Source organism: Janthinobacterium sp. UMAB-60, assembly GCF_900095235.1.
Taxonomy (GTDB): domain Bacteria; phylum Pseudomonadota; class Gammaproteobacteria; order Burkholderiales; family Burkholderiaceae_D; genus Janthinobacterium.
Genome location: NZ_LT607482.1, coordinates 214875 through 238241 on the forward strand (window position 1 = coordinate 214875; position 23367 = coordinate 238241).

The 23367-nt window shown below is 62.7% G+C and carries 22 protein-coding genes; 17 read left to right on the plus strand and 5 right to left on the minus strand.

Annotated elements, in window-relative coordinates; genetic code table 11:
• Positions 1-40 precede the first annotated feature (40 nt).
• A complete protein-coding gene (locus K0F86_RS00955; RefSeq protein WP_219132536.1) occupies positions 41-508 on the minus strand; it encodes a DMT family transporter in 468 nt (155 codons plus the stop codon).
• Between the two features lie 93 nt (positions 509-601).
• On the opposite strand from K0F86_RS00955, the gene K0F86_RS00960 reads away from it, so the two are divergent.
• On the plus strand, positions 602-1507 hold the full coding sequence (locus K0F86_RS00960; protein WP_219132537.1) for a LysR substrate-binding domain-containing protein: 906 nt from the start codon (positions 602-604) through the stop codon (positions 1505-1507).
• Positions 1508-1511: 4 nt separating this feature from the next.
• On the opposite strand, the gene gloA is transcribed toward K0F86_RS00960, so the two are convergent.
• The 3 genes from gloA to K0F86_RS00975 all read right to left on the minus strand — a co-directional run bounded on the left by gloA (position 1512) and on the right by K0F86_RS00975 (position 2878).
• Positions 1512-1919 carry a lactoylglutathione lyase gene (gloA, locus tag K0F86_RS00965; protein WP_010401713.1) on the minus strand — a complete coding sequence of 136 codons (408 nt, stop codon included), beginning with the start codon at positions 1917-1919 and terminating at the stop codon, positions 1512-1514.
• Positions 1920-2043: 124 nt separating this feature from the next.
• Positions 2044-2466, minus strand: coding sequence for an OsmC family protein (locus tag K0F86_RS00970; RefSeq protein ID WP_219132538.1), 423 nt, complete (start codon positions 2464-2466; stop codon positions 2044-2046).
• 145 nt (positions 2467-2611) lie between these two features.
• A complete protein-coding gene (locus K0F86_RS00975; RefSeq protein WP_219132539.1) occupies positions 2612-2878 on the minus strand; it encodes a hypothetical protein in 267 nt (88 codons plus the stop codon).
• Between the two features lie 256 nt (positions 2879-3134).
• Here K0F86_RS00975 and K0F86_RS00980 point away from each other — a divergent pair, with 256 nt between their 5' ends.
• From K0F86_RS00980 to K0F86_RS01030, 11 genes are all read left to right on the plus strand, one after another.
• On the plus strand, positions 3135-4106 hold the full coding sequence (locus K0F86_RS00980) for an NAD kinase (RefSeq protein ID WP_232730743.1): 972 nt from the start codon (positions 3135-3137) through the stop codon (positions 4104-4106).
• 46 nt (positions 4107-4152) lie between these two features.
• On the plus strand, positions 4153-5820 hold the full coding sequence (recN, locus tag K0F86_RS00985; RefSeq protein ID WP_219132540.1) for a DNA repair protein RecN: 1668 nt from the start codon (positions 4153-4155) through the stop codon (positions 5818-5820).
• A gap of 121 nt (positions 5821-5941) precedes the next feature.
• Entirely contained in the window at positions 5942-7051 is a 1110-nt protein-coding gene (gene hemH, locus K0F86_RS00990; protein ID WP_219132541.1) for a ferrochelatase, read from the plus strand.
• 346 nt (positions 7052-7397) lie between these two features.
• Positions 7398-7919: a nucleotide exchange factor GrpE gene (gene grpE / locus K0F86_RS00995; protein ID WP_071075290.1), complete on the plus strand. Its 522-nt coding sequence runs from the start codon at positions 7398-7400 to the stop codon at positions 7917-7919.
• 91 nt (positions 7920-8010) lie between these two features.
• Complete coding sequence (gene dnaK / locus K0F86_RS01000) at positions 8011-9954, plus strand: molecular chaperone DnaK (RefSeq protein ID WP_219132542.1); 1944 nt, start codon at positions 8011-8013, stop codon at positions 9952-9954.
• A gap of 160 nt (positions 9955-10114) precedes the next feature.
• Positions 10115-11248, plus strand: coding sequence for a molecular chaperone DnaJ (dnaJ, locus tag K0F86_RS01005; protein WP_034745985.1), 1134 nt, complete (start codon positions 10115-10117; stop codon positions 11246-11248).
• 136 nt (positions 11249-11384) lie between these two features.
• The gene (gene can, locus K0F86_RS01010; protein ID WP_071075293.1) at positions 11385-12056 is read left to right on the plus strand and encodes a carbonate dehydratase; all 672 of its coding nucleotides are present in this window, start codon (positions 11385-11387) and stop codon (positions 12054-12056) included.
• A 151-nt stretch (positions 12057-12207) separates the two neighbouring features.
• Positions 12208-13092: a TauD/TfdA family dioxygenase gene (locus K0F86_RS01015; RefSeq protein ID WP_219132543.1), complete on the plus strand. Its 885-nt coding sequence runs from the start codon at positions 12208-12210 to the stop codon at positions 13090-13092.
• Positions 13093-13125: 33 nt separating this feature from the next.
• Positions 13126-14139 (plus strand): ABC transporter substrate-binding protein, encoded by a 1014-nt coding sequence (locus tag K0F86_RS01020; protein WP_219132544.1) that lies wholly within the window; start codon positions 13126-13128, stop codon positions 14137-14139.
• Position 14140: 1 nt separating this feature from the next.
• Positions 14141-14986: an ABC transporter ATP-binding protein gene (locus K0F86_RS01025; protein WP_219132545.1), complete on the plus strand. Its 846-nt coding sequence runs from the start codon at positions 14141-14143 to the stop codon at positions 14984-14986.
• Positions 14983-15855, plus strand: a complete 873-nt coding sequence (locus K0F86_RS01030; protein ID WP_219132546.1) for an ABC transporter permease — start codon at positions 14983-14985, stop codon at positions 15853-15855. Before K0F86_RS01025 ends, K0F86_RS01030 begins: the two co-directional genes overlap by 4 nt.
• Here K0F86_RS01030 and K0F86_RS01035 read toward each other — a convergent pair whose 3' ends face one another.
• On the minus strand, positions 15856-16749 hold the full coding sequence (locus K0F86_RS01035; RefSeq protein WP_219132547.1) for an HTH-type transcriptional regulator ArgP: 894 nt from the start codon (positions 16747-16749) through the stop codon (positions 15856-15858).
• 138 nt (positions 16750-16887) lie between these two features.
• On the opposite strand from K0F86_RS01035, the gene K0F86_RS01040 reads away from it, so the two are divergent.
• From K0F86_RS01040 to K0F86_RS01060, 5 genes are all read left to right on the plus strand, one after another.
• The gene (locus tag K0F86_RS01040) at positions 16888-19326 is read left to right on the plus strand and encodes a penicillin-binding protein 1A (RefSeq protein WP_219132548.1); all 2439 of its coding nucleotides are present in this window, start codon (positions 16888-16890) and stop codon (positions 19324-19326) included.
• A gap of 4 nt (positions 19327-19330) precedes the next feature.
• Entirely contained in the window at positions 19331-19954 is a 624-nt protein-coding gene (locus K0F86_RS01045; protein ID WP_070220436.1) for a trimeric intracellular cation channel family protein, read from the plus strand.
• Positions 19955-20072: 118 nt separating this feature from the next.
• The gene (locus K0F86_RS01050) at positions 20073-21953 is read left to right on the plus strand and encodes a beta-propeller domain-containing protein (RefSeq protein WP_219132549.1); all 1881 of its coding nucleotides are present in this window, start codon (positions 20073-20075) and stop codon (positions 21951-21953) included.
• A gap of 49 nt (positions 21954-22002) precedes the next feature.
• The gene (locus tag K0F86_RS01055; RefSeq protein WP_257571929.1) at positions 22003-22560 is read left to right on the plus strand and encodes a sigma-70 family RNA polymerase sigma factor; all 558 of its coding nucleotides are present in this window, start codon (positions 22003-22005) and stop codon (positions 22558-22560) included.
• A complete protein-coding gene (locus K0F86_RS01060) occupies positions 22557-23363 on the plus strand; it encodes a hypothetical protein (protein WP_219132550.1) in 807 nt (268 codons plus the stop codon). The genes K0F86_RS01055 and K0F86_RS01060 overlap by 4 nt, the downstream gene beginning before the upstream one ends.
• The last annotated feature ends 4 nt before the right edge of the window (positions 23364-23367 follow it).

A 23367-nucleotide genomic window follows, 5' to 3' on the forward strand; every position in this document is an offset into this window, starting at 1 on the left:
ACCGGCAGCGGCGCTGGTTTTTTTTCGTCTTGAGGTGTTGTCACACGGCGCGGCTGTTGGCGATCTGTGTGAGTACAACACCGGCCACCACCAGGCCCGCGCCGGCCCAGTGCAGCGGAGAAATATGCTTGACGGCAAAGCCCAGCAAGCCGTAGCGGTCGATGGCCAGCGCGGCCAGCATTTGTCCGCCGATGACGGCCGCCATGAAGGGGCCGGAGCCCATGCGCGGCGCCAGCATCAGCGCGGCCGTAATATAAAACACGCCGGCCGCGCCGCCCAGCCAGGACCAGCCGGGCCCGCGCACGGCGAGGTGAAAATCGGGCGCCGGCACTCTCCAGAGCAGCATCACCAGTGAAGCGAGCATGGCGCTGACGGCCAGCGAGGCGAGCGTGGCCCACAACGGGTGGCCCAGGTTGCGGCCCAGTGCGGCATTCGCGCCCGCCTGGAAGGGGACGACGGCGCCGGCCAGCATGGCCAGCGGGGCAAACAGGGTGATCCATCCGTTCATGTAGGACTCCATGCGTGTTGAGTTGATGGCGTCATCGTATTATGCTGTGATGATTAAATCCAATTCGTAATTTGTCGTCCAGCTATGCACCAAATGAATAATCTGCGCGCCGTCGATCTGAACTTGCTGGTGATCCTGGAAGCGCTGCTCAGCGAGCGCCATTTGTCGCGCGCGGCCGAACGCCTGCACATGAGTCAGCCTGCCGTCAGCCATGCGCTGGCGCGCTTGCGCCATTTGCTCGACGATCCGTTGCTGCTGCGCGGCAAGGGCGGCTTCCAGCCCACGGCGCGCGCACTGGAATTGGCGCGGCCGCTGGCCGAAGCGCTGCAAAGCGTGCGCTCCGTGCTGGGCGGCGCCGTTTTCGAGGCGGCCACGGCGCAGCGCGTGTTTCGTCTGGCGATGTCGGATTACGGCGCGGCGTTGCTCTTGCCGCGCTTGTTGCGCCGCTTGCGCGTGGACGCACCCGGCATCGACGTGGCCGTCAGCTACGCCAGCCGTCCTGCCGTGATCGCTGGCGTGCAGGATGGCGAGATTGACCTGGCGCTGGGCGTGTTCCCGCAACTGCCCGAGCAGTTACATAGAGAAACCTTATTCGAGGAAACGTTCGTGTGCGCGCTGGACCCGGCCAGCCTGGCGCCGGGCGAAGCGATGAGTCTGGAGGCCTACCTGGCGCGCCCGCACGTGCTGGTGGCATCCAGCGAGGGGGGCATGGCGGCCGAAGTGGACGCGGCGCTGGCTCAGCTGGGCCAGGCGCGCCGCATCGCCGTGCGCGTGCCGTACTGGACGGTCGCACCCGATGTCGTGCTGGGGACGGACATGATTTTGACGGTGGCGCGGCGCGCCTTGCACGGCAGCGCGGCGCAAGGGCTGGCGCAGCATTCTGCGCCGTTTGCCATCGCGCCGTTTGCGTTTGAAGCGATACGGCACCGCCGCACGGACGGTGATGCGGGCATCGCCTGGCTGCGCGCGGCCGTTGCAACGGCCGCCGGGCCAGGCTGAGGAATTACAGGCCGCCGCCCTGGCCGTCGAACTTGCGCTCGATCAATTCGATCTTGTAGCCGTCCGGATCGGTGATGAAGGCGATGACGGTATTGCCGCCCTTGACGGGGCCCGGTTCGCGCGTGACGTTGCCGCCATTCGCGCGTGCCGCGTCGCAGGCGGCGACGATGTCGTCGGCCGAGATGGCGATGTGGCCATACGCCGTGCCCAGCTCGTAGCTGGTGGTGCCATAGTTATACGTCAGTTCCAGTTCCGCGTGGTCGGGGTTCGAACCATAGCCGACGAAGGCCAGCGTGTACTGGTATTCGGGATTGTCGCTGGTGCGCAGCAACTTCATGCCCAGGACCTTGGTGTAAAAATCGATGGAGCGCTGCAGGTCGCCGACCCGTAACATGGTGTGCAAAATACGCATCGTAAATCCTTGATGATGATAGGGGAATGGCAGGATTTTATGCGGTTTATGGCTTTCTTGCCGAGACCGCCCCGGCTGCCCTGGTGCAGGACAGCAGCGGACGGTGACCTTGGTGCCTCTGGATTTACTCCAGACGGGCATCCAGGGTGATTTCCGTGGCCAGCAATTTGGACACGGGGCAACCGAGCTTGGCGCGCACTGCTACTTCCTGGAACGCTGCGTCGGTGGCGCCGGGAATGGTGGCCACCAGGGTCAGGTGGACGGCCGTGATGGCATAGCTGCCATCGATTTTTTCCAGGCTGACATCGGCCGTGGTTTTCAGGGCCGTGGCGCGCAAACCCGCCTCACCCAGCTGGCCGGACAAGGCCATGGTGAAGCAGGCGGCATGGGCGGCGCCGATCAGTTCTTCCGGATTGCTGCCGGGACCGTCTTCGAAGCGCGTGTTGAAACCATATGCCACATTGTCGAGCGCGCCGCTTTCGGTGGAAATGAAACCTTTGCCATCTTTAAGGCCGCCACTCCAGACGGCTGATCCTGTTTTTTTCATGATGTACTCCTTGCGTGGTTCGAAGGTCCATCATGCGCGCCATGCCCTTGCGCTTCCGTTCGTTGCGTCACACAGGGGGCGAATGCTTGGGGCCAAGGCATACACGGCGCGGAGTCGGCAAAGTCGCGGTGCCGGACAGTTCGACTCAGCGCGCCTTCTTTGGTTCCAGCTGCGCGTCGGGGCGGGCCTGTCGCGGCGCGGCCGGCTTGACTTTTTCCACGCCGGGCTGGGCGTGGCGGTCCGTGTCGACCAGGCCTTGTTCCAGGTCGCTGGCCGCCTGTTGCATGATCTTGCGCGGATGCACGTTCTGCGCATCGGGCGATTCGTCGCGCTCATGCGGCAGACGGTCGACGCCGTCATTCTGGACCTTTGCATCGGTATTGATCTTGCGTTCGCTATGCTGGCTAACCATATGGCCTCCTGACAATAAAGTGCAACCAGTGTCCTGCCGCGCCAGGCCGTCTGCAAGCGAATTTGTCCATGCAGGGAGCGCTGGCGCACGCATGGACGATTCTTTTTCTGCGCTACACTGCGTGCAACACCAAGAACGCCCCTTGCGGGCACACGGCAGCCGCACTATACTGTGCATATATACAGTATCATGCGATGCCGGCGTGCGACGCGACAGCCTGGGGCGGTTTGCCACCGAATTCACTACCGAGACTCATATGCCCGTCGATACACACGCCGAACAACGCGCCGAACAGCCAGCCGCGACCTTGCCAGCCCCGGGCGAGCGCTTTAACCTGGGCGCCAAGACCATCGCCCTGGTCGTGCGCCAGAATACGGATGGCATTGCCGAGCCCGTGAAAAGCATCGTCGATTTCCTGCAAGTGCTGGGCCACACGGTGGTCTTTGAGGCGGAGACGGCCGCGCATCTGAACCTGGCGTTTCCCGGCGTGCGCGCCATGTCGCCGGCCGAGATCGGCGCCGCCGCCGATTGCGCCATCGTCATGGGCGGCGACGGCACCATGCTGGGCATTGCGCGCCAGCTGGCGCCATTCGACGTTCCCTTGATCGGTATCAATCAAGGACGCCTGGGTTTCATGACCGATATCCCGCTCGAGCGCATGCTGCCCGTGCTGGCGCAAATTCTCGGCGGCCGCTTCAAGGCCGAACGCCGCACCTTGCTCGAAGGCAGCGTGCTGCGCGACGGCGAGTCGATTCACGTGGGCATGGCCGTCAACGATGTCGTCGTCTCGCGCGGGGGCGGCGCCGGCATGGCCGAATTGCGCGTCGAAGTCGACGGCCACTTCATGTACAACCAGCGTTCGGATGGCCTGATCATTTCCACGCCCACGGGCTCGACCGCGTACTCGCTGTCGGCCGGCGGCCCGCTGCTGCATCCGACCCTGGGCGGCATCGTGCTCGTGCCGATCGCTCCGCATGCGCTGTCGAACCGCCCCATCGTCTTGCCCGATTCCAGCCAGATCGTCGTGGAAATCGTGCGCGGGCGCGATATCAGCGTCAATTTCGACATGCAGACCTTTGCCAGCCTGGTGCAGCAAGACCGCATCCTCATCCGTCGTTCGCCGCACACGATTACCTTCCTGCATCCGGAAGGGTGGAGTTACTACAACACCCTGCGTGAAAAATTGCACTGGAATGAATACCCGTCGGGCGAGGGCAAGCTCAGCTAACATTTTCTCCACGTCAACCGCGGTGCGCCGCCTAACCACAGAAGCCATGCTCCATACACTGTCCATTCGCGATTTTGTCATTGTCGATACCATTGAACTGGAATTTTCCGCCGGCTTCAGCGTGCTGACGGGTGAGACGGGCGCCGGCAAGTCCATCCTCATCGATGCGCTGACCCTGGCCCTGGGCGGGCGCGGCGACGCCAGCGTGGTGCGCGAAGGCGCGGCCAAGGCCGACATCACGGCCGATTTTTCCGTCAGCGAGGTGGCGCAGGCCTGGCTGGTGGCCAATGAATTCGCCAACGACGATGGCGGCGCCCTGCTGCGCCGCGTGATCGACAATGCGGGCCGCTCGAAGGCGTATATCAACGGCATTCCCGCCACGGCCGCGCAGTTGCGCGAACTGGGCGACATGCTGGTCGATATCCACGGCCAGCACGCGCACCAGTCGCTGCTGAAAAGCGAGGCGCAGCGCGCCCTGCTCGACGGCCAGGCGACGGCGCGCGAAGCGGGCGTGGAGCACGATGCGCGGCAGGTGGCGGCGCTGCACAAGCGCTGGCGCGCCCTCGTGCGCCAGCGCGAAGAATTCGAAACCAACGCCGCCAACGTGCTGTACGAGTGCGAACGCCTGGAATGGCAAGTGGGCGAACTGGAAAAACTGGCGGCCAAGCCCGGCGAGTGGACGGAGATCACGAACGAGCACAGCCGCCTGTCACATGCGGCCAGCCTGCTGGAAGGGGCGCAGGAAGCGCTGTCCCTCATTTCCGAGTCGGAAGACCATCCTATCGTGTCGCAACTGTCGGCCCTGAACCAGAAGCTGGGCAAGCTGGTGTCCGTCGATGCGGAATTGCAGCCGATCGTCGACCTGATCGAATCGTCGCGCATCCAGCTGCAGGAATCCGTGTACGCGCTGAACAATTATCTGGACCGCGTGGAACTGGACCCGGAGCGCCTGCACCAGCTCGATGCGCGCATGGAAGCCATGCACAGCACGGCCCGCAAATTTCGCGTCACGCCCGAAGAGCTACCCGAGGAACACGCCAAGCTGTCGGAAAAGCTGCAGCACCTGGCCGACGCTTCCGATATCGAAGGCTTGCTGCGTCAGGAGGCGAAGATCGAAGCGGAATATCGCGTCGTGGCGGGTCGCCTGTCGGCCACGCGCCAGGCGGCGGCAGTGGAGCTGGGGCACGCCGTCACGCGCGCCATGCAGGAACTGAGCATGACGGGCGGCAGCTTCGAGATCGCCCTGCACCCGTGCGCACCGGCCGCCCACGGCCTCGAGCAGGTGGAGTTCCTCGTTGCCGGCCATGCGGGCACGGCGCCCCGTTCGCTGGCTAAAGTGGCGTCCGGCGGCGAACTGGCGCGCATCGCGCTGGCGATTTCCGTCATCACCTCGCACGCTACCACCACGCCGACCTTGATCTTCGATGAGGTCGACAGCGGCATCGGCGGCGCCGTCGCCGAAGTGGTGGGGCGCCTGCTGAAACGCCTGGGGCAGGGACGCCAAGTGCTGTGCGTGACCCATTTGCCGCAAGTGGCCAGCCAGGCGAACCAGCATTTTCAGGTGGCAAAAAGCACCCTGGACAATGGCAAGACGGCGTCGCGCATCGACATGCTCGACGCCAAGGCCCGCGTAGAAGAAGTGGCGCGCATGCTGGGCGGCCTGGAAATCACGGCCACCACGCGCAAGCACGCCCGTGAATTACTCGCGATTTAAATCCGGGGTCAGACCCCAGCCTTTGCTATGGGTGAATTGCATCAACATCCATCTTTCCCGATGTTGACGCAATGTAACTATAATGGTTGGGCTATCCATTCAACGCCTTCGAAGAGCTTTCATGTCATTTCAAACAGAACCGCCGTACACGCATGGCAGCATCGACCGCAGCGCCGTGGTGCTGATTAACCTGGGCACGCCCGATGCGCCGACCTCGTCGGCCGTGCGGCGCTACCTGAAGCAATTTTTGTCCGACCCGCGCGTGGTCGAGATTCCCCGCCTGGTCTGGTGGTTCATCCTGAACCTGATCATCTTGCCGTTCCGCTCCGGCCAGTCGGCCAAGAAATATGCATCGATCTGGACGCGCGAAGGCTCGCCCCTGAAGGTGCATACGCAGAAACAGGCGAAATTGCTGGCCGGCGCGTTGGCCGAGCGGGGCCATGACGGCGTCACGGTGGCCATGGCCATGCGTTACGGCTCGCCTTCCCTGCCCGAGGTGCTGGCCAGGCTGAAAAGCGAAGGCTGCGAGCGTATCGCCATCCTGCCTGCCTATCCGCAATACTCGGGCACGACGACGGGTTCTATCTACGACGCCGTGTTTGCCCATTACGCCACCGTGCGCAATGTGCCGGAATTGCGCTTTATTAAGCAATATCACGAGCACGACACGTATATCGACGCCCTGCGCGATTCCGTGCTGAACCACTGGGAAGCGCATGGCCGTCCGGAAAAACTGGTGATGAGTTTTCATGGCGTGCCCAAGCGCACCTTGCTGCTGGGCGACCCCTACCACTGCCAATGCCTGAAAACGGCGCGCTTGCTGGCGGAAAAATTAAAATTAACAAAGGATCAATATGCGGTGACCTTCCAGTCGCGCTTCGGCAAGGCCGAGTGGCTGCAACCGTACACGGCGCCCACCCTGGTGGCGCTTGCGCAACAGGGCGTCAAGCGCGTTGACCTGCTGTGCCCGGGTTTTACCAGCGATTGCCTGGAAACGCTGGAAGAGATCGCCATGGAAGCCAAGCATGATTTCGAAACGGCCGGTGGCCAGCAGTTTCATTACATCGCTTGCCTGAACGAAACGCCAGCCTGGATCGCGGGCATGGCGGAAATTGCCGAACAGCACATGATTGGCTGGCCGACGATGAAGACGGCGCCGCAGCGCGAAGCGGACAAGAAAACGGGCGAAAGGGCGCGCGAGGCGGCGCTGGCCCTGGGCGCGGCGAATTAACAAATGTTAATTTTTTGACAGTTATGAGCCGCGCTTGCGCGGCTTTGTCATGTCTGGCGCGACAAAAGTACGATCCAGATAGCAACGCCGCCAGTGGCGATGGCGGCGGCGGGGCTGGTAGAATGCCCGCTTTGCCGTGGGAAGCCTGGAAAATCAAGGGGGCGCGCGCACGGATCGCTGGCCGAAATGGGTAGCGTTTTGTAATAAGCTGTAACATGGATCGCTGTAATTCTGGTTTTGCCATGCATACCCCTTGAAACAATAGGATATAGCCCCATCTGCCCGTTAGTGTTGTAAAGATAGTTAGACTAACTCATTTAAGTCATTGATTGTAGGAGCTTTTCAGATGCAAGATCAGGAAAACCAAGCTGTACCTAATCCGCAAGCGGACGCCGCGGCTCCCGCAGAGCCTACTTTGGAAGAGCAGCTGGCGAGTACCGAAGCGCGTCTTGCAGAGATGCACGATGCCTTCATGCGCGCCAAGGCCGATGGTGAAAATATCCGCCGCCGCGCGCAGGAAGATGTTGCTAAAGCACATAAATTCGCAGTGGAAAGCTTTGCCGAAGCCATGGTGCCGGTGAAAGACAGCCTGGAAACGGCGCTGACGGTGGAAGCACCGACCATCGAATCGCTGAAAGAAGGCGTCGAGATGACCCTGAAGCAATTGAATGCCGCGTTCGAGCGCAACCGCCTGGTGGAAGTGTTGCCGGTGCAGGGTGAAAAGCTCGATCCGATGAAACACCAGGCCGTTGCCGTGGTGCCAGCGGAGCAGGAAGCCAATACCATCGTGTCAGTCCTGCAAAAGGGCTATATGATTGCGGACCGCCTGCTGCGTCCAGCCATTGTCACGACCGCGCAAGCAAAATAATCAGAGTGCGGCATCAAGCAAGCCTTGAAACCATGCCGCTTTGCCACATATAAGAACCATCTGAAATCTAGCAAATAAAAGGAAAAAAATCATGGGTAGAATTATCGGTATCGATCTGGGAACCACGAATTCCTGCGTTTCCATCATGGAAAACGGTCAACCAAAGGTAATCGAAAACGCTGAAGGCGCACGCACGACGCCGTCGATTATTGCTTATCAAGAAGATGGCGAAATTCTCGTCGGCGCGCCGGCGAAACGCCAGGCCGTGACCAATCCGAAAAACACGCTGTACGCAGTCAAGCGTCTGATCGGTCGCAAGTTCGACGAAAAAGAAGTACAAAAAGACATCGCGCTGATGCCGTATCAAATCATGAAAGCCGACAACGGCGATGCATGGATCGGCGTGCGCGACAAAAAACTGGCGCCGCCACAAATTTCGGCTGAAGTGCTGCGCAAGATGAAGAAAACGGCAGAAGACTACCTCGGTGAAGAAGTCACCGAAGCCGTCATCACCGTACCTGCGTACTTCAACGACTCGCAGCGTCAAGCGACCAAGGATGCCGGCCGTATCGCTGGTCTGGACGTCAAGCGCATCATCAACGAGCCAACCGCGGCAGCGCTGGCGTTCGGCCTGGACAAGACCGAAAAAGGCGACCGTAAAATCGCCGTGTATGACTTGGGTGGTGGTACGTTCGACGTGTCGATCATCGAAATCGCAGATGTTGATGGCGAGAAACAATTTGAAGTGCTGTCGACCAACGGCGACACCTTCCTGGGCGGCGAAGACTTCGACCAGCGCATCATCGATTACATCATCGACGAGTTCAAGAAGATCAACGGCATCGACCTGAAAAAAGATCCGATCGCCCTGCAGCGCATCAAGGCTTCGGCCGAGCGCGCGAAGATCGAATTGTCGTCGTCGCAACAAACCGAGATCAACGAGCCGTACATCGCCATGGCGAATGGCGCACCGGTCCACCTGAACCTGAAGATGACCCGCGCCAAGCTGGAGTCCCTGGTGGAAGAACTGATCATCGCGACGATGGAACCATGCCGCATCGCCATCAAAGATGCTGGCGTGAAAGTGTCGGACATCGATGACATCATCCTGGTCGGCGGTATGACGCGTATGCCGAAGGTACAGGAAAAAGTGAAGGAATTCTTCGGCAAAGATCCACGCAAGGACGTGAATCCGGACGAAGCCGTGGCAGTGGGCGCAGCGATTCAAGGTTCGGTCCTGTCGGGCGAACGCAAGGACTTGCTGTTGCTGGACGTAACGCCTTTGTCCCTGGGTATCGAAACCCTGGGCGGCGTGATGACCAAGATGATCCACAAAAACACGACGATTCCGACCAAGTTCAGCCAGGTATTCTCGACGGCCGACGACAATCAACCTGCGGTGACCATCAAGGTCTTCCAGGGTGAGCGCGAAATCGCCGCCGGCAACAAAGGCCTGGGTGAATTCAATCTGGAAGGTATTCCGCCATCGTCGCGCGGCACGCCGCAGATCGAAGTGACCTTCGACATCGACGCCAACGGCATCTTGCATGTCGGTGCGAAAGACAAGGCCACGGGCAAGGAAAACAAGATCACGATCAAGGCCAATTCCGGCTTGACCGAGGCTGAAATCCAGAAGATGGTGAAAGACGCCGAGTTGAACGCGGAAGAAGACAAGAAGGTCAAAGAATTGGCCGAGTCGCGCAACCAGGCCGATGCTCTGGTACACTCGACCCGGAAATCCTTGACCGAATACGGCGACAAGCTCGACGCGGGCGAGAAAGATAAGATCGAAGCGGCGATCACCGACCTGGAAGCAAGCATCAAGGCGGGCGACAAGGCTGAGATCGACACCAAGGTGGAAGCACTGTCGAGCGCATCGCAGAAACTGGGCGAAAAAATGTATGCCGACATGCAAGCGCAGCAAGCTGCCGGCGGCGCGGAAGGTGCACAGCAAGCTGCTGGCGCATCGGACGCAGGCGCCAAGCAAGACGACGTTGTTGACGCTGACTTCAAAGAAGTCAAAGACAGCAAGTAATGTCTTGCGCTCCCATGAACTGGGGGCAGCCGGGCTGAACGCTACATCGCGGAATTAGCCGCGAAGACCGGCCGAGCCGAGTCGTTGCCCAGTGCAGCACTCGACTCGGCTTTTTCGTGTAATTTTTACATCAGTAGATAGACTGCAAGGTGCCGACAACATGGCAAAGCGTGATTTTTACGAGACACTCGGTGTCGCAAAAAATGCTTCGGAAGAAGAGATCAAAAAGTCTTACCGTAAACTGGCGATGAAATACCATCCGGACCGCAATCCGGATAGCAAGGAATCGGAAGAAAAGTTTAAGGAAGTCAAAGAAGCCTACGAGATGCTGACCAATCCGGAAAAGCGCGATGCGTATGACCGTTATGGTCACGCTGGCGTGGACCCGAACATGGGCGGCGGTGGCGGCTTCGGCGGCGGTGCTGGCGGCTTTGCCGACAGCTTCGGCGATATCTTCGGCGACATCTTTGGCGGTGGCGGTGGGCGCAGCCGCAATGCGGGGCCACAGGTGTACCGTGGCGCCGACTTGCGCTACAACCTGGAAATTACACTGGAGCAAGCTGCGCACGGCTTCGACACGACCATCCGCGTGCCGAGCTGGGACAAGTGCGACACGTGCCACGGCAGCGGCGCCAAGCCGGGTACCTCGCCGACCACTTGCGGTACTTGCGGTGGCCACGGCCAGGTGCGCATGCAGCAAGGTTTCTTCAGCATCCAGCAAACCTGCCCGAAATGCCATGGCAGCGGCAAGGTCATCACCGACCCGTGCACGCCATGCGGCGGCGCCGGTCGCATCAAGCGCAACAAGACCCTGGAAGTCAAGATACCAGTCGGTATCGACAACGGCATGCGTATCCGTTCGTCCGGCAACGGCGAACCGGGCACGAATGGCGGTCCGTCGGGCGACCTGTATGTGGAAATCCACATCAAGCCGCACGCCGTGTTCCAGCGCGAAGGCGACGACCTGCATTGCGAAATGCCGATCTCGTTCACCAAGGCGGCCCTGGGCGGCGAAATCGAAGTGCCTACCCTGAACGGCAAAGTGTCGTTCACGATCCCGGAAGGCACCCAGTCGGGCAAGACCTTCCGCCTGAAAGGCAAGGGCATCAAGGGCGTGCGCTCCGGTTACGCGGGCGACCTGTTCTGCCACGTGGCGATCGAAACACCGGTCAAACTGACGGAAAAACAGAAAGACCTGCTGCGCGACTTTGAAAAGTCGACCACCGAGGGCGGTGCCAAGCACAGTCCGCAAAGCAAGACCTGGAAAGACAAGGTCAAGGACTTTTTTGAATAAGCACACGTAATACCATGCGCCGGGATGCTTCAACATCCCGGCGTTTTTTTCACTACGACTGAACAATGTGCGCACATCGCCGGCCTATGGGCGCGATCTGCCGCCAATGCAGTCGTACTTACACAATGGGAGCGATATGACCGAACCGAAAAATGGCATGGCCCTGGCGGAACTGCTGCAGCGTAACCGCCGCTGGGCCGACTCGATGGTGGCGAAAGACCCGAACTTCTTCAAGAACCTGGAAGCGCAAACGTCGCCCGAATACCTGTGGATCGGCTGCTCCGACAGCCGCGTGCCCGCCAACGAACTGCTGGGCATGGCGCCTGGCGACGTGTTTGTGCACCGCAATATTGCCAATGTGGTCGTGCATTCCGACCTGAATTGTTTGTCCGTCCTGCAATTTGCCGTGGATGTGCTGAAAGTCAAACATGTCATCATCGTCGGCCATTACGGCTGCAAGGGCGTGCATGCGGCCATGACGGGCACGCGCATCGGCCTGGTCGACAACTGGTTGCGCCACGTGCAGGACGTGGGCCAGAAGCACGAACGCTACCTGGGCGACGTGCTGACCAGCCGCCAGCGCGGCGACCGCCTGTGCGAACTCAACGTGGTCGAGCAGGTCTTGAACGTATGCCAGACCACCATCGTGCAAGATGCGTGGGAACGGGGCCAGGAACTCAGCGTCCATGGCTGGGTCTATGGCTTGAAGGATGGCTTGCTGAACGATCTGGAAGTGACGGTCACGGCCGGCCACGAGCTGGCGCCGCGCATGGCGACGCGCCTGGCCCGCTACGAAGCAACGGCGTAAGCGACGCAGGCGCAGCGCCAGTTCCCTGGCCACGCCGATGCCAGTTGCAGCGTGGCGCAACGCGCCGCGCATATCCATATAGTAAATGCTTCGTTTGCAAGGGAAGCCGGCCGACATACAGTGGACTTCCCCAGACTCTAGTCGAGTTCCCATGTCGGCCGTCCTGAAACCCAAGTACTCCACCAGCCACTTCCGTATCGAGACGTTCGATGCGCCGCTCGGCGCGCAAGTGCTGGGGCTGGACCTGGCCCAGCCGCTGTCGCTGGGCGACTTCCAGCGCTTGCACCACGCCCACCTCGACCATCACGTGCTGGTGTTCCGCGAGCAGCACATCACGCCGCAACAACAGGTCGATTTCAGCCGCCGTTTTGGTCCCCTGCAAATCCACGTGCTGCGCCAGTTCCAGCTGCCAACGCAGCCGGAAGTGCTGATCATCTCGAACATCGTCGAAAACGGCCAGCCCATCGGCCTCGGCGACGCGGGCCATTTCTGGCATTCCGATTTGTCGTACAAGGAAGTGCCCAGCCTCGGTTCCATGCTGCACGCGCAAGAGCTGCCGGACGAGGGCGGCGATACCGTGTTTGCCAACATGCACCTGGCCTGGGAAAGCTTGCCGGCCGCGCTGCGCCACGCCGTGCGCGGCGCCCGTGCCGAACACAGTTACCTGAGCCAGTATGAGGAATTGCGCCGCCGCAATCCCTGGCGCCCCGCGCTGACGCAGGCGCAGATCGATGAAGTCAAACCCGTCACCCATCCCGTCGTGCGCGTGCATCCGGAAACGGGACGCCGCGCCCTGTTTGTCAGCGAACATTTCACCACGCGTATCGTCGGCTTGCCCGAGGATGAAAGCCGCGCCCTGCTCGACGAATTGTTCGTGCACAGCGTGCGCCCCGAGCATTTATATGTGCACCGCTGGCAGCCGCACGACCTGGTGTTCTGGGACAACCGTTCCCTGATGCACCTGGCGACGGGGTGTCCGCCCGAGCAGCGCCGCAAACTCTATCGAACCACCATCGAAGGCGATGCGCCGTACTGATTTTTTCCTGTAAGCCTGACCCAAGGAGTGTCCATGTTGCCGATCTTTACCTTTTCCCGCCGCCTGCTCGCCACCATTGCCGTGCTGTGCATGGCCATGCCCATGGCCCGGGCCGAAGGGCAGATCCGCATCGCGGGCCAGCATGGCATCACCTTCTTGCTGCTCAATATTGCGCAGGAACAAAAGCTGATCGAAAAGCATGGCAAGCAGCAGGGCGTCGACGTCAAAGTCGAGTGGATCACCCTGTCTGGCGGCCCTGCCATCAACGACGCCTTGTTGTCGGGCAATATCGATATCGCGGGGGCTGGGCTGGGGCCGCTGCTGACGATATGGGACCGCACCAAAGGCCGGCAGAACGTGCGCGGCGTGGCTTCGCTCGGCAATTTCCCCTACTATTTGATCAGCAATAATCCGAAGGTGAAAACCCTGGCGGACTTGACGGACAAGGATCGCATCGCCTTGCCTGCCGTCTCCGTCTCCGTCCAGGCGAGAATATTGCAAATGGCCGTGGCAAAACAGTGGGGCGACAAGGAATTTGCCCGCCTGGATAAAATCACGCAAACCTTGCCGCATCCGGACGCGGCCGCCGCCATCATCGCCGGCGGCACGGAGTTGACTGGCCACTTCGGCAATTCACCGTTCCAGGAGCAGGAACTGACGCAAAATCCGAACGCCCACATCCTCCTCAATTCCTACGATGTGCAAGGCGGGCCCAGCTCGTCGACCCTGCTGTATGCGGCAGAAAAATACCGCAAGGACAATCCGAAAACCTATCGCGCCTTCATCGCCGCGCTGGCGGAAGCGGCGCAGTATGCGAGCAGCAACCGCCAAGGCGCGGCCGACATCTATATCAAGGTGAATAAAAGCAAGGTGGACCGCAATCTGCTCTTGAAAATCTTTGCCAATCCGCAAGTGCAATTCAAGATCGCACCGCAAAACACCTATGGCCTGGCGCAATTTTTGCACCGCGTCAGCGCCATCCGCAACCTGCCCGACAGCTGGCGCGATTATTTCTTTGACGACCCTGCCATCACGCAAGGAGGCTGACATGAACGCGCCCGCTTTTCACCTGGTACGTCCTCCGGTCACAGTGGCGCCATTACTCAGCGTCAAAAATGTCAGCCTGGAATACCGCACGGAGCAGCGCACCGTGCGCGCCACGCACGACGTCAGTTTCGACGTGTTCCGCGGCGACCGTTTTGTCTTGCTGGGGCCATCGGGCTGCGGCAAGTCGTCCTTGCTGAAAGCCGTGGCCGGCTTCATCGCGCCGCGCGCGGGCAGCATCGCCATGCAGGGCCAGCCCATTCATCAACCGGGACCGGACCGGGTGGTCGTGTTCCAGGAATTCGACCAGTTGCCACCGTGGAAGACGGTGCTGGAAAACGTCATGTTCCCCTTGCTGGCCAGCAAGCGTCTCGACCAGCAGGCGGCGCGCGAGCGCGCCCATCACTGGATCGCCAAGGTGGGCCTGGCCGGCTTCGAGGATGCCCATCCACATACCTTGTCGGGCGGCATGAAGCAACGGGTGGCCATCGCCCGTGCCTTGGCCATGCAGCCGGAAGTGCTGCTGATGGATGAGCCGTTCGCCGCGCTCGACGCCTTGACGCGGCGCAAGATGCAGGAAGAGCTGAGCCGCCTGTGGGAAGAGCTGCGCTTTACCCTCGTCTTCGTCACGCATTCGATCGAGGAAGCTTTGGTGGTGGGCAACCGCATCCTGCTGCTGTCGCCCCATCCGGGCAGGGTGCGCGCCGAACTCAACAGCCATCAGTTCGGTTTGCACAGCGCGGGCAGCGCGGAATTCCAGGCTGCCAGCAGCCGCATCCACGGCCTGCTGTTCGATGAGGAAGTGGTTCCTGTTCCGCAAGCAACTGGCGCGCAGCGGGAGGCCGTATGAATGTGTTGCTGGAGCCGCCCATTCGCCAGGAATTCGTGTATGCGGCGCCGCCGCCGGCCGGCGTCACCGTCGAGCAGCCACTGTCGCGCTGGCAGCGCTGGAGCCAGCACGCGCTGTGGCGCAAGGCCTTGATTTTGCTCAGCCTGGCCCTGCTGTGGGAAGGCGCGGCGCGCTGGACGCAGAACGATTTATTGTTGCCCAGTTTTCTGCAGACGGCGCAGGCGTTTATCGGCGGCATTGCCAGCGGAGAATTGCTGACGCGCACGGCCGCTTCCCTGATCGTCTTGCTGCAGGGCTATGCGGTGGGCGTGCTGGCCGCCTTCGTGCTGACCTTGCTGGCCGTGTCCAGCCGCATCGGGCGCGACCTGCTGGAAACCCTGACGGCCATGTTGAATCCCTTGCCCGCGATTGCCCTGCTGCCGCTGGCCCTGCTGTGGTTCGGCCTGGGGCGCGCCAGTTTGATCTTTGTCATCGTCCATTCCGTGATGTGGCCGCTGGCCTTGAACACGTATGCGGGCTTCCAGGGCGTGCCCGAGACCCTGCGCATGGCGGGCCGCAACTATGGGCTGAACGGCTTGCGCCTGGTATTGCACATTCTCGTGCCGGGCGCCTTGCCGTCCATCGTCTCGGGCTTGAAGATCGGCTGGGCGTTTGCCTGGCGCACCCTGATCGCGGCCGAGCTGGTCTTCGGCACCACCTCGGGACAGGGCGGCCTGGGCTGGTACATTTTCCAGAACCGCAACGAGCTGTACACGGACAAGGTGTTCGCGGGCCTGGCGGCCGTCATCGTCATCGGTTTAATCGTGGAAAATCTTGGCTTTCGCACCCTGGAGCGCGTCACCTTGAAACGCTGGGGCATGCAGCGGTAGTCATTTCAGCATGGTGCGCGCCGCCGCGATGATTTGCCGCGACAGCTGCTCCATGCGCGGCGACTGCACCTTCCACGTGTGCCAGTACAGGGCCACGTCGGCCGGCGTCTTGGGCGTGAGCATTTCCACCCGTTCGCCATCCGTATTTGTCTTCAGCAGCAGCTCCGGCACCATGCCGTAGCCGAGGCCGTAGCGGATGGCGTTGAAGTGCGAGGTGGCGCCCGGCACGTAATGGCAGGGGTAAGCGCCCTCGGGCAGTCCCAGCGCCTCTTGCAGGAACGATGATTGCAAGGTGTCCTTGCGCGTGTAGGCGACGACGGGCGCCGTGCGCGCCGCCTTGCGCGTCAGGCCGTGCGCAAACCACTGCTGGCGGAACGCGGGCGTGGCCACCAGCCAGTAGCGCATCACGCCCAGCGGCTCGGCCGTGCAGCCACGCATGGGTTTTGGCTCCGTGCTGATGCAGCCGATCGCCATGCCCGTCTCCAGCAAGGTGTACGTGTGGTCCTGGTCTTCCACGGTCAGGTCCAGCAGCACGCGCTCGCGTATCAGCACCTCGGACAGGGCGGGGAAAAACCAGGTGCCCATCGAATCGGCGTTCAGCGCCAGCACCAGGGTCAGCGGGGCATCCTGCTGCACCGCCAGTTCCGCCTGCAAGTCCGCTTCCAGCAGCTTGGCGCGTTTCAGGTACTGCATCAGGCGCTGGCCCATGCGCGTGGCGCGCGCGGGACGGCTGCGCACGATCAGCGAATTGCCCAGCTGGCTTTCCAGCGCCCGTACCCGTTGCGAAATGGCCGGTGACGTCAGGTGCAGCCGCAGCGCCGCCTGCTCGAAACTGCCCGTTTCGACGACGGCGCGGAACGCTTCCGTGTGCTTGGGATTGAGATCCATGACCACTGCCTAACATAAGAAAAATTTATCAATACTAAATAATACTTACTTTTCATAAGGATGGGTGTGTTGCAGTGCACAATGCCTCTTTGATGGAGTGCCGCGCGCCAGCGCGCGGCCTCCTGGCAGCAAGGGAATACCACCATGGAAGCACAAGCGAACGACACACCTGCCCGCAAGCCCCAGTCGAAGCTGGCGCGCAATCTGAAATTCGGCCTGGGATTGACCCTGGGCCTGGGCTTGTCTGTAGCCCTGGCGGGCGGTTGGTGGCTGCGCCAGGCATGGCAGGATTTGCCGGCCGTCGAGCACCTGGCCCAGTACAAACCCGCGCTGCCGCTGCGTATTTTCTCCAGCGAAGGCGAGCTGCTGGCCGAATACGGCGAAGAGCGCCGCGAATTCCTGCCGCTGAAGGAGATCCCGCTGCGCATGCGCCAGGCCTTGCTGGCCATCGAGGATGCGCGCTTTTATGAACACGGCGCCGTCGACTTTTATGGCTTGACGCGCGCCACGCTGGCCAACGTCGTCACGGGCCACCACGTACAGGGCGCCAGCACCATCACCATGCAGGTGGCGCGCGACTTTTTCCTGTCGCGCGAAAAGACCGTGCAGCGCAAGCTGACGGAGATGCTGCTCGCCTACAAGCTGGAACAGCACTACGGCAAGGACAAGCTGCTGGAACTGTACATGAACCAGATTTACCTGGGCGAGCGCTCCTACGGCTTTTCCGCCGCCTCGAACATTTATTTTGACAAACCGTTGGCGGAAGTGAGCATCGCCGAAGCGGCCATGCTGGCCGGCCTGCCGAAAGCACCGTCGGCCTACAACCCCGTCGCCAATCCGCAGCGCGCCACCGTGCGCCAGCACTACATCCTGCAGCGCATGCGCGAACTCGCTTACATCACGCCGGCCGAATACGACGCGGCCGTGGCGGAAAAGCTGGCCCTGAACAAGGATCGCAACAGCTCCGTGCACGCGGCCGCGTATGCGGTCGAGGAAGCGCGTCAATTGATCTTGCAAAGCTATCCCGAAGGCGCCTACAGCATGGGCCTGGACGTGACGACCACCATCCGCATGGCGCCGCAAATCGCAGCCGACAAGTCGCTGCGCGATGGCTTGTTGAACGCGCAGGCGCGGCGCGGCTACCGTGGCCCGGAAGCGCGCCTGGCCCCCTCCGCAGACAGCGTGGCGCGCCAGCTGGCCGCCTATCCGGACAGCGGTGAACTGCGCGCCGCGCTGGTGCGCAAGGTCGAGACGAGCGGCAAGCGCCAGTTGACGGCGCAGCTGCGCAATGGCGACCAGATCGTGCTGACGGCCTCGGACGCGCGCCTGGGCGGCAAGCTGCAGTGGGATGGCAAGCGCGCCATCGTCGCGGGCAGCGTGATCCGCGTGGTGCACGACGCGGCGAAAAAGCGTTGGCTGGTGAGCCAGCTGCCCGAGATGGAAGGCGCGCTCATTTCCGTCGAGGCGCACAGCGGCGAAATCGTCGCCATGGCGGGCGGCTTCGATTTTTACCGCAACCACTACAACCACGCCATGCAGGCCTACCGCCAGCCCGGTTCCAGTTTCAAGCCCTTCGTATATTCGGCGGCGCTGGAAAAGGGATATTTTCCCGGTACGGCCGTGGACGATACGCAGCGATTGCTGCTGCCGCAGGAAACGGGCGCGCGGCAGTGGCGTCCGCGCAATTACGGCAACAACTATGAAGGTTTCATCAGCGTGCGGCGCGGCCTCGTGCGCTCGAAAAACCTGGTGGCCGTCAGCCTGATGCAGGCGGCCGGTCCCGGCTACGTGCAGCACTACGCCACGCGCTTCGGCTTCGAGGGCGCGCGCAATCCCGTCTCCCTGCCGCTGGCGCTGGGCGCGGGTGCCGTCACGCCGCTGCAGCTGGCGCAATCGTATGCGGTGTTCGCCAACGGCGGCATGCAGATGCCGCCCAAATTGATCAAGGAAGTGCGCAGCCGCAGCGGAGAAGTGCTGTTCAGCGATGCGGCGCCACGCGCCAAGGGCGAGCCGGCACGGGGCACGCAGGTCATCTCCACGCGCAATGCCTACGTCATGGACAGCATGCTGCGCGACGTCGTCAAGAGCGGCACGGGACGCGGCGCGCTGGCGCTGGGGCGCGGCGATGCGGCCGGCAAGACGGGCACGTCGAACAATGCCTATGACGCCTGGTTCGCCGGCTACTCCTCGGGCCTCGTGTCCGTCGTCTGGCTCGGCTACGACCAGCCGAAAAGCCTGGGCAATGCCACGGGGGGGACTTTGGCGCTGCCCGTCTGGCGCGATTACATGCAGGTGGCCGTGCAGGGCCGCCGCGAACAGGTGCTGGCCGAACCACCAGGCCTGGCCCTGCTCGACGGCGACTACGTGTATGCCGAATACCTGGCCGGCGACTGCCTGAAGGATAACTTCGCCTTTATCCACAGCAGTGTCGGCTGCGGCAGCGGCGGTGCCGATACGCGCATGGCACGCGGTGACGCTGGCGCTGGCGGCGATGGCGGTTCCAGCACGGGCACGAATGAAGCGCGCACCCTGAGCGAAGCGCGCGAACGCGAACAAATTCTCAAATCATTTTCGGAAGAGTAAGAGCATGCTGCTATATACGATTTACCTGGTGGCGATTGTCGCCGAAGCGATGTCCGGCGCCATCATGGGCATGCGGCGCGGCATGGATTTGTTCGGCATCTGCATGATCGGCACCGTCACGGCGCTCGGTGGCGGCACCGTGCGCGACGTGCTGCTGGGGCACTACCCGCTGGGCTGGATCGCGCATCCCGAATACCTGCTGTTTACCATCGGCGCGGCCATCGTCACGGCCTTTGTCGCGCGCTACCTGCACCATCTGCGCGCCATCTTCCTGCTGGTCGATGGACTGGGCCTGGTGGCGTTTTGCGTGATCGGCTGCGACATCGCCATGTCGGCCAAGATGCACCCGGCCATCGTGGTGCTGGCGGGGATGATCACGGGCGTCTTCGGCGGCCTGCTGCGCGATATCCTGTGCAACCAGATTCCGCTCGTGCTGCAGCGCGAAGTGTATGCCACCGTGGCCCTGTTCACGGGCGCCCTGTATGTCGGCCTGTTGCACTTCAAGGTCGACAGCTCCGTGGCGCAGCTGTCGTCCATCGGCGCGGGCTTTTTGTTCCGCTTCCTGGCCTTGCACTTCGAGTGGCGCCTGCCGAATTTCAACGGCGACCGCATACGCGGGTTTGAGTAAGGCGGCAGCCGCGTGACTACTGCGTGACTACTGCGTGAATATTTTCACTCGCCTTTAACCCCTTTTTCTGCGCCGCTGCGTTTCATGTTGGACACCCCAGCCAACCGGAGAAGAAGCGATGCCCAGCGTCCTCAAGATCACATTGATACTGTCCCTGCTGCTGTCGGCAGGCAGCCATGCCGCCGACACGGCGCCAAGGAAAACCTTGCCTGCCTTCGCCAGCGAGCAGGCCTTGAGCAGCTACCTGCAGCAGCTGCAGGCGCGCCAGGCGGCACTGCTAAGGGAGCAGCAAATACAGCAGCAGAAACTGCAGCGCGCCACGGCGCAGTCCATGTCGGCGCCGATGGTGGCGAAAGCCGCGCCGGCAGCATCGGCAGAGGCGGCCGAATCGATCACCAATGTGCAGACGGCGGGCGTGGACGAAGGCGGCATCGTCAAGCTGCACGGCAAGCACCTGGTGATGCTCCGGCGCGGCAAGCTGTTCACGGTGCAGGTGGGAGGCAATGCCTTGCAGCCGGTGTCCTCGCTCGACGCGTACGCGCCGGGCAGCGACCCCTCGGGCAGCTGGTATGACGAGATGCTGATCGATGGCGATACGCTGGTGGTGATCGGCTACAGCTACAGCCGGGGCGGCACGGAAATCGGCCTGTTCGACATCGATGCGGATGGCAAGCTGGCCTACCGCGCCACGTATCATTTGCGCTCCAACGATTATTATTCCTCGCGCAATTACGCCAGCCGCCTGATCGGCGGCAAACTGGTGTTCTATTCGCCCTTGTCGCTGAACCTGCGCCGGGGCGACCCGTTTGGCGGCTTCCCGGCGCTGCGCCGCTGGCGTCCCGACGCCGTGCCGTCCGACTTCAAGCGCATCGCTCCGGCCACGCGCATCTACCGCACCGATGAAGAACCCGAACCGGGCTTTGGTCTGACCCTGCACACGGTCACCGTATGCGACCTGGCGCAGCGCGACATGCGCTGCGAAGCGACTGCCGTGATGGGGCCGCAGGGCCGCGTGTTTTATGTGTCGGGCGAATCCGTTTTCGTGTGGACCACGCGCCGCGGCAGCGACTCGGGCGTGTTCCGCATTCCTCTCGATGGCACGGCGCCCAGCGCCCTGAAGGTGGCGGGCGCGCCCGTCGACCAGTTCTCGTTCCTCGAAAGCGGCGACGGCTACCTGAACGTCCTGCTGCGCGCCGAGGGCCAGGGCGACGCCATGTGGGATGGTACAAGGGGGCGCGGCGACATGGCCCTGCTGCGCGTGCCATTGACGTCATTTTCCGATGGCCGCGACAGTGCGCCGGCCAGCAGCTACAGGGCGCTGCCCGGTGGTGGCGGTTACGGTCTGCAGAACCGCTATGTGGGGCCGTATCTGTTGTACGGCCATCCCGGCAATGGCGGCCGGCGGCAGGCGGACCAGGCCTGGCCGCGCCAGCCCCTGTATGCCGTGCGCTGGGCCGATGCGGGCAGCGTGCAAGCCTTGTCGCTGCCGCACGGCGTGGAGCGCATCGAAGCGCTGGGCAATGACGCCGTGGTGATCGGCGCGCAGGGCAAGGATCTGCACTTCAGCAGCATCCGCCTGGGGGCGCAGGCGGCGATTGCCACGCGCTACATCCGCGCCGACGCGGCGCAGGGCGAGTCGCGCAGCCACGGCTTTTTCTACAAGCCGCACACGGCCAGCGAGGGCGTGATCGGGCTGCCCATCCTGGGTGCGGACGAGCGGCCAGGTTTAAGCCGGCCGGCCGCCTCCGTCCTGTACCTGCGCAACAGTGGTTTGACATTGACGGAACTCGGTGCGCTGGCCGCGCGTCCAGATCCAGCACCGGACGATGGCTGCCGCGCATCCTGCGTGGACTGGTATGGCAATGCGCGGCCCCTGTTCCTGCTGGGCCGCGTCTTCGCCCTGCTTGGCTATGAACTGGTGGAAGGGGCGCTCAGGGAGGGACAGATCCGCGAAGTACGCCGCGTCAGTTATGCGCCCGTTGCGCCCACTGTACGCTGACGGCGTAGGGAAATTGCCGCTGTCGCGCAGTTCGGCTACACTGCTCCGCATGCCCGACACCCTGATTACCGCGACGGATGAAGACCTGATGCTGCGCTACAGCGCCGGCGACCTGCCGTCGTTTCGCGAATTGTACCGGCGCCATAGCCAGGGTCTGTACCGCTTCGTGGCCTGGCGTTCGCCCCGGCGCGCGTGGGTCGACGAGATTGTGCAGGATGCGTGGGCCAGCCTGCATGCGGCGCGCACGGGCTACCAGCCGCAGGCGGCATTTCGCACCTATCTGTACCAGATCGCGCGCAACCGCCTGATCGATCTCCTGCGCCAGCGGGAAGGGCAGCAACACGAGGACGCGGGCGAACTGGTGGACGAGGGCGCCTCGCCGCCGCAGTCGCTGGAGCAGAAACAGCAGCATGCGCTGCTGCATGCGGCCATCGCGGCGCTGCCCGTGGAACAAAAGGAGGCGCTGGTGCTGCAGCAGTTCAGCGGCATGAGCATCCAGGATATCGCCGTGGTGACGGGGGCGGAAGCGGAAACCGTCAAGAGCCGGCTGCGCTACGCCATGCAGAAGTTGCGCGCGGGCTTGGACAGCGCGGGAGGACAGGCATGAATACGCACGATCAAGATCACGACGAACCGAATGACGAGGAATTGACGGCGCTGCTGGCCAGCCTGCCGCAGCCAGCGCCTTCGAGCGCGCTCGATGCGGCCATTCTGGCGGACGCGGAAAAAGCCTTGCACCAGCCGGCGGCCGCGAACGACAGCGCCGATGGCGTGTTGCGCACCTTGCCCGCCAAGAAATCACCGGACTATCTGCAGCGCTGGCGCATTCCGCTGGGATTGGCCGCGGCCGTGCTGCTGACGGTAAACCTGATCGGCGTGGACTGGTTCGGCTCGAAACCGGCGCAGTTTCCCGTGGTAGGGGAACCGGTCACGCAGGAGATGACGCAGGAGGCCGCACCAGTCATTGCACCGGCCGCTGCACCTGCGACTGAGTTTGCGCCACTACCGCCAGCACCGCGCGCCATGGCCAAGGCGGCACCGAGGTCGCCGGCGCAAGCCGAGCCGGCGCCAGCACCCGTGTCAGTACCCGCGCCTGCGCCACCGGCCCCGCCACCTCCCCCGGCGATGCGGGAGGCGATGGAGCGGCAAGCGGCCATGCAGGCCGAATCGAGCCTGCTGCGCCAGGCGCCGGTGCAGCGCGCGCTGGCCATGCCAGCTCCCATCGCGACAAAGTCGGCGCCGTTGCCGCCGCCGGCAAAGCTCGACGCTTCCGTGTGGCTGGTGAAGATCGACGCGCTGCTCAAGGCAGGTGAGGGCACGCTGGCGCAGGAGGAATGGGCCGCGTTCCGGCAGGCGTATCCCGACTATCCGGTGGCCGAGGAGCTGCGGCAGCGGCTGGAAAAAAAGTAGCGCG

Coding starts and splice junctions, on each gene's coding strand:
- K0F86_RS00955 (WP_219132536.1), bottom strand. CDS start 508: ATGAACGGATGGATCACCCTGTTTGCCCCGCTGGCCATGCTGGCCGGC.
- K0F86_RS00960 (WP_219132537.1), top strand. CDS start 602: ATGAATAATCTGCGCGCCGTCGATCTGAACTTGCTGGTGATCCTGGAA.
- gloA (WP_010401713.1), bottom strand. CDS start 1,919: ATGCGTATTTTGCACACCATGTTACGGGTCGGCGACCTGCAGCGCTCC.
- K0F86_RS00970 (WP_219132538.1), bottom strand. CDS start 2,466: ATGAAAAAAACAGGATCAGCCGTCTGGAGTGGCGGCCTTAAAGATGGC.
- K0F86_RS00975 (WP_219132539.1), bottom strand. CDS start 2,878: ATGGTTAGCCAGCATAGCGAACGCAAGATCAATACCGATGCAAAGGTC.
- K0F86_RS00980 (WP_232730743.1), top strand. CDS start 3,135: ATGCCCGTCGATACACACGCCGAACAACGCGCCGAACAGCCAGCCGCG.
- recN (WP_219132540.1), top strand. CDS start 4,153: ATGCTCCATACACTGTCCATTCGCGATTTTGTCATTGTCGATACCATT.
- hemH (WP_219132541.1), top strand. CDS start 5,942: ATGTCATTTCAAACAGAACCGCCGTACACGCATGGCAGCATCGACCGC.
- grpE (WP_071075290.1), top strand. CDS start 7,398: ATGCAAGATCAGGAAAACCAAGCTGTACCTAATCCGCAAGCGGACGCC.
- dnaK (WP_219132542.1), top strand. CDS start 8,011: ATGGGTAGAATTATCGGTATCGATCTGGGAACCACGAATTCCTGCGTT.
- dnaJ (WP_034745985.1), top strand. CDS start 10,115: ATGGCAAAGCGTGATTTTTACGAGACACTCGGTGTCGCAAAAAATGCT.
- can (WP_071075293.1), top strand. CDS start 11,385: ATGACCGAACCGAAAAATGGCATGGCCCTGGCGGAACTGCTGCAGCGT.
- K0F86_RS01015 (WP_219132543.1), top strand. CDS start 12,208: ATGTCGGCCGTCCTGAAACCCAAGTACTCCACCAGCCACTTCCGTATC.
- K0F86_RS01020 (WP_219132544.1), top strand. CDS start 13,126: ATGTTGCCGATCTTTACCTTTTCCCGCCGCCTGCTCGCCACCATTGCC.
- K0F86_RS01025 (WP_219132545.1), top strand. CDS start 14,141: ATGAACGCGCCCGCTTTTCACCTGGTACGTCCTCCGGTCACAGTGGCG.
- K0F86_RS01030 (WP_219132546.1), top strand. CDS start 14,983: ATGAATGTGTTGCTGGAGCCGCCCATTCGCCAGGAATTCGTGTATGCG.
- K0F86_RS01040 (WP_219132548.1), top strand. CDS start 16,888: ATGGAAGCACAAGCGAACGACACACCTGCCCGCAAGCCCCAGTCGAAG.
- K0F86_RS01045 (WP_070220436.1), top strand. CDS start 19,331: ATGCTGCTATATACGATTTACCTGGTGGCGATTGTCGCCGAAGCGATG.
- K0F86_RS01050 (WP_219132549.1), top strand. CDS start 20,073: ATGCCCAGCGTCCTCAAGATCACATTGATACTGTCCCTGCTGCTGTCG.
- K0F86_RS01055 (WP_257571929.1), top strand. CDS start 22,003: ATGCCCGACACCCTGATTACCGCGACGGATGAAGACCTGATGCTGCGC.
- K0F86_RS01060 (WP_219132550.1), top strand. CDS start 22,557: ATGAATACGCACGATCAAGATCACGACGAACCGAATGACGAGGAATTG.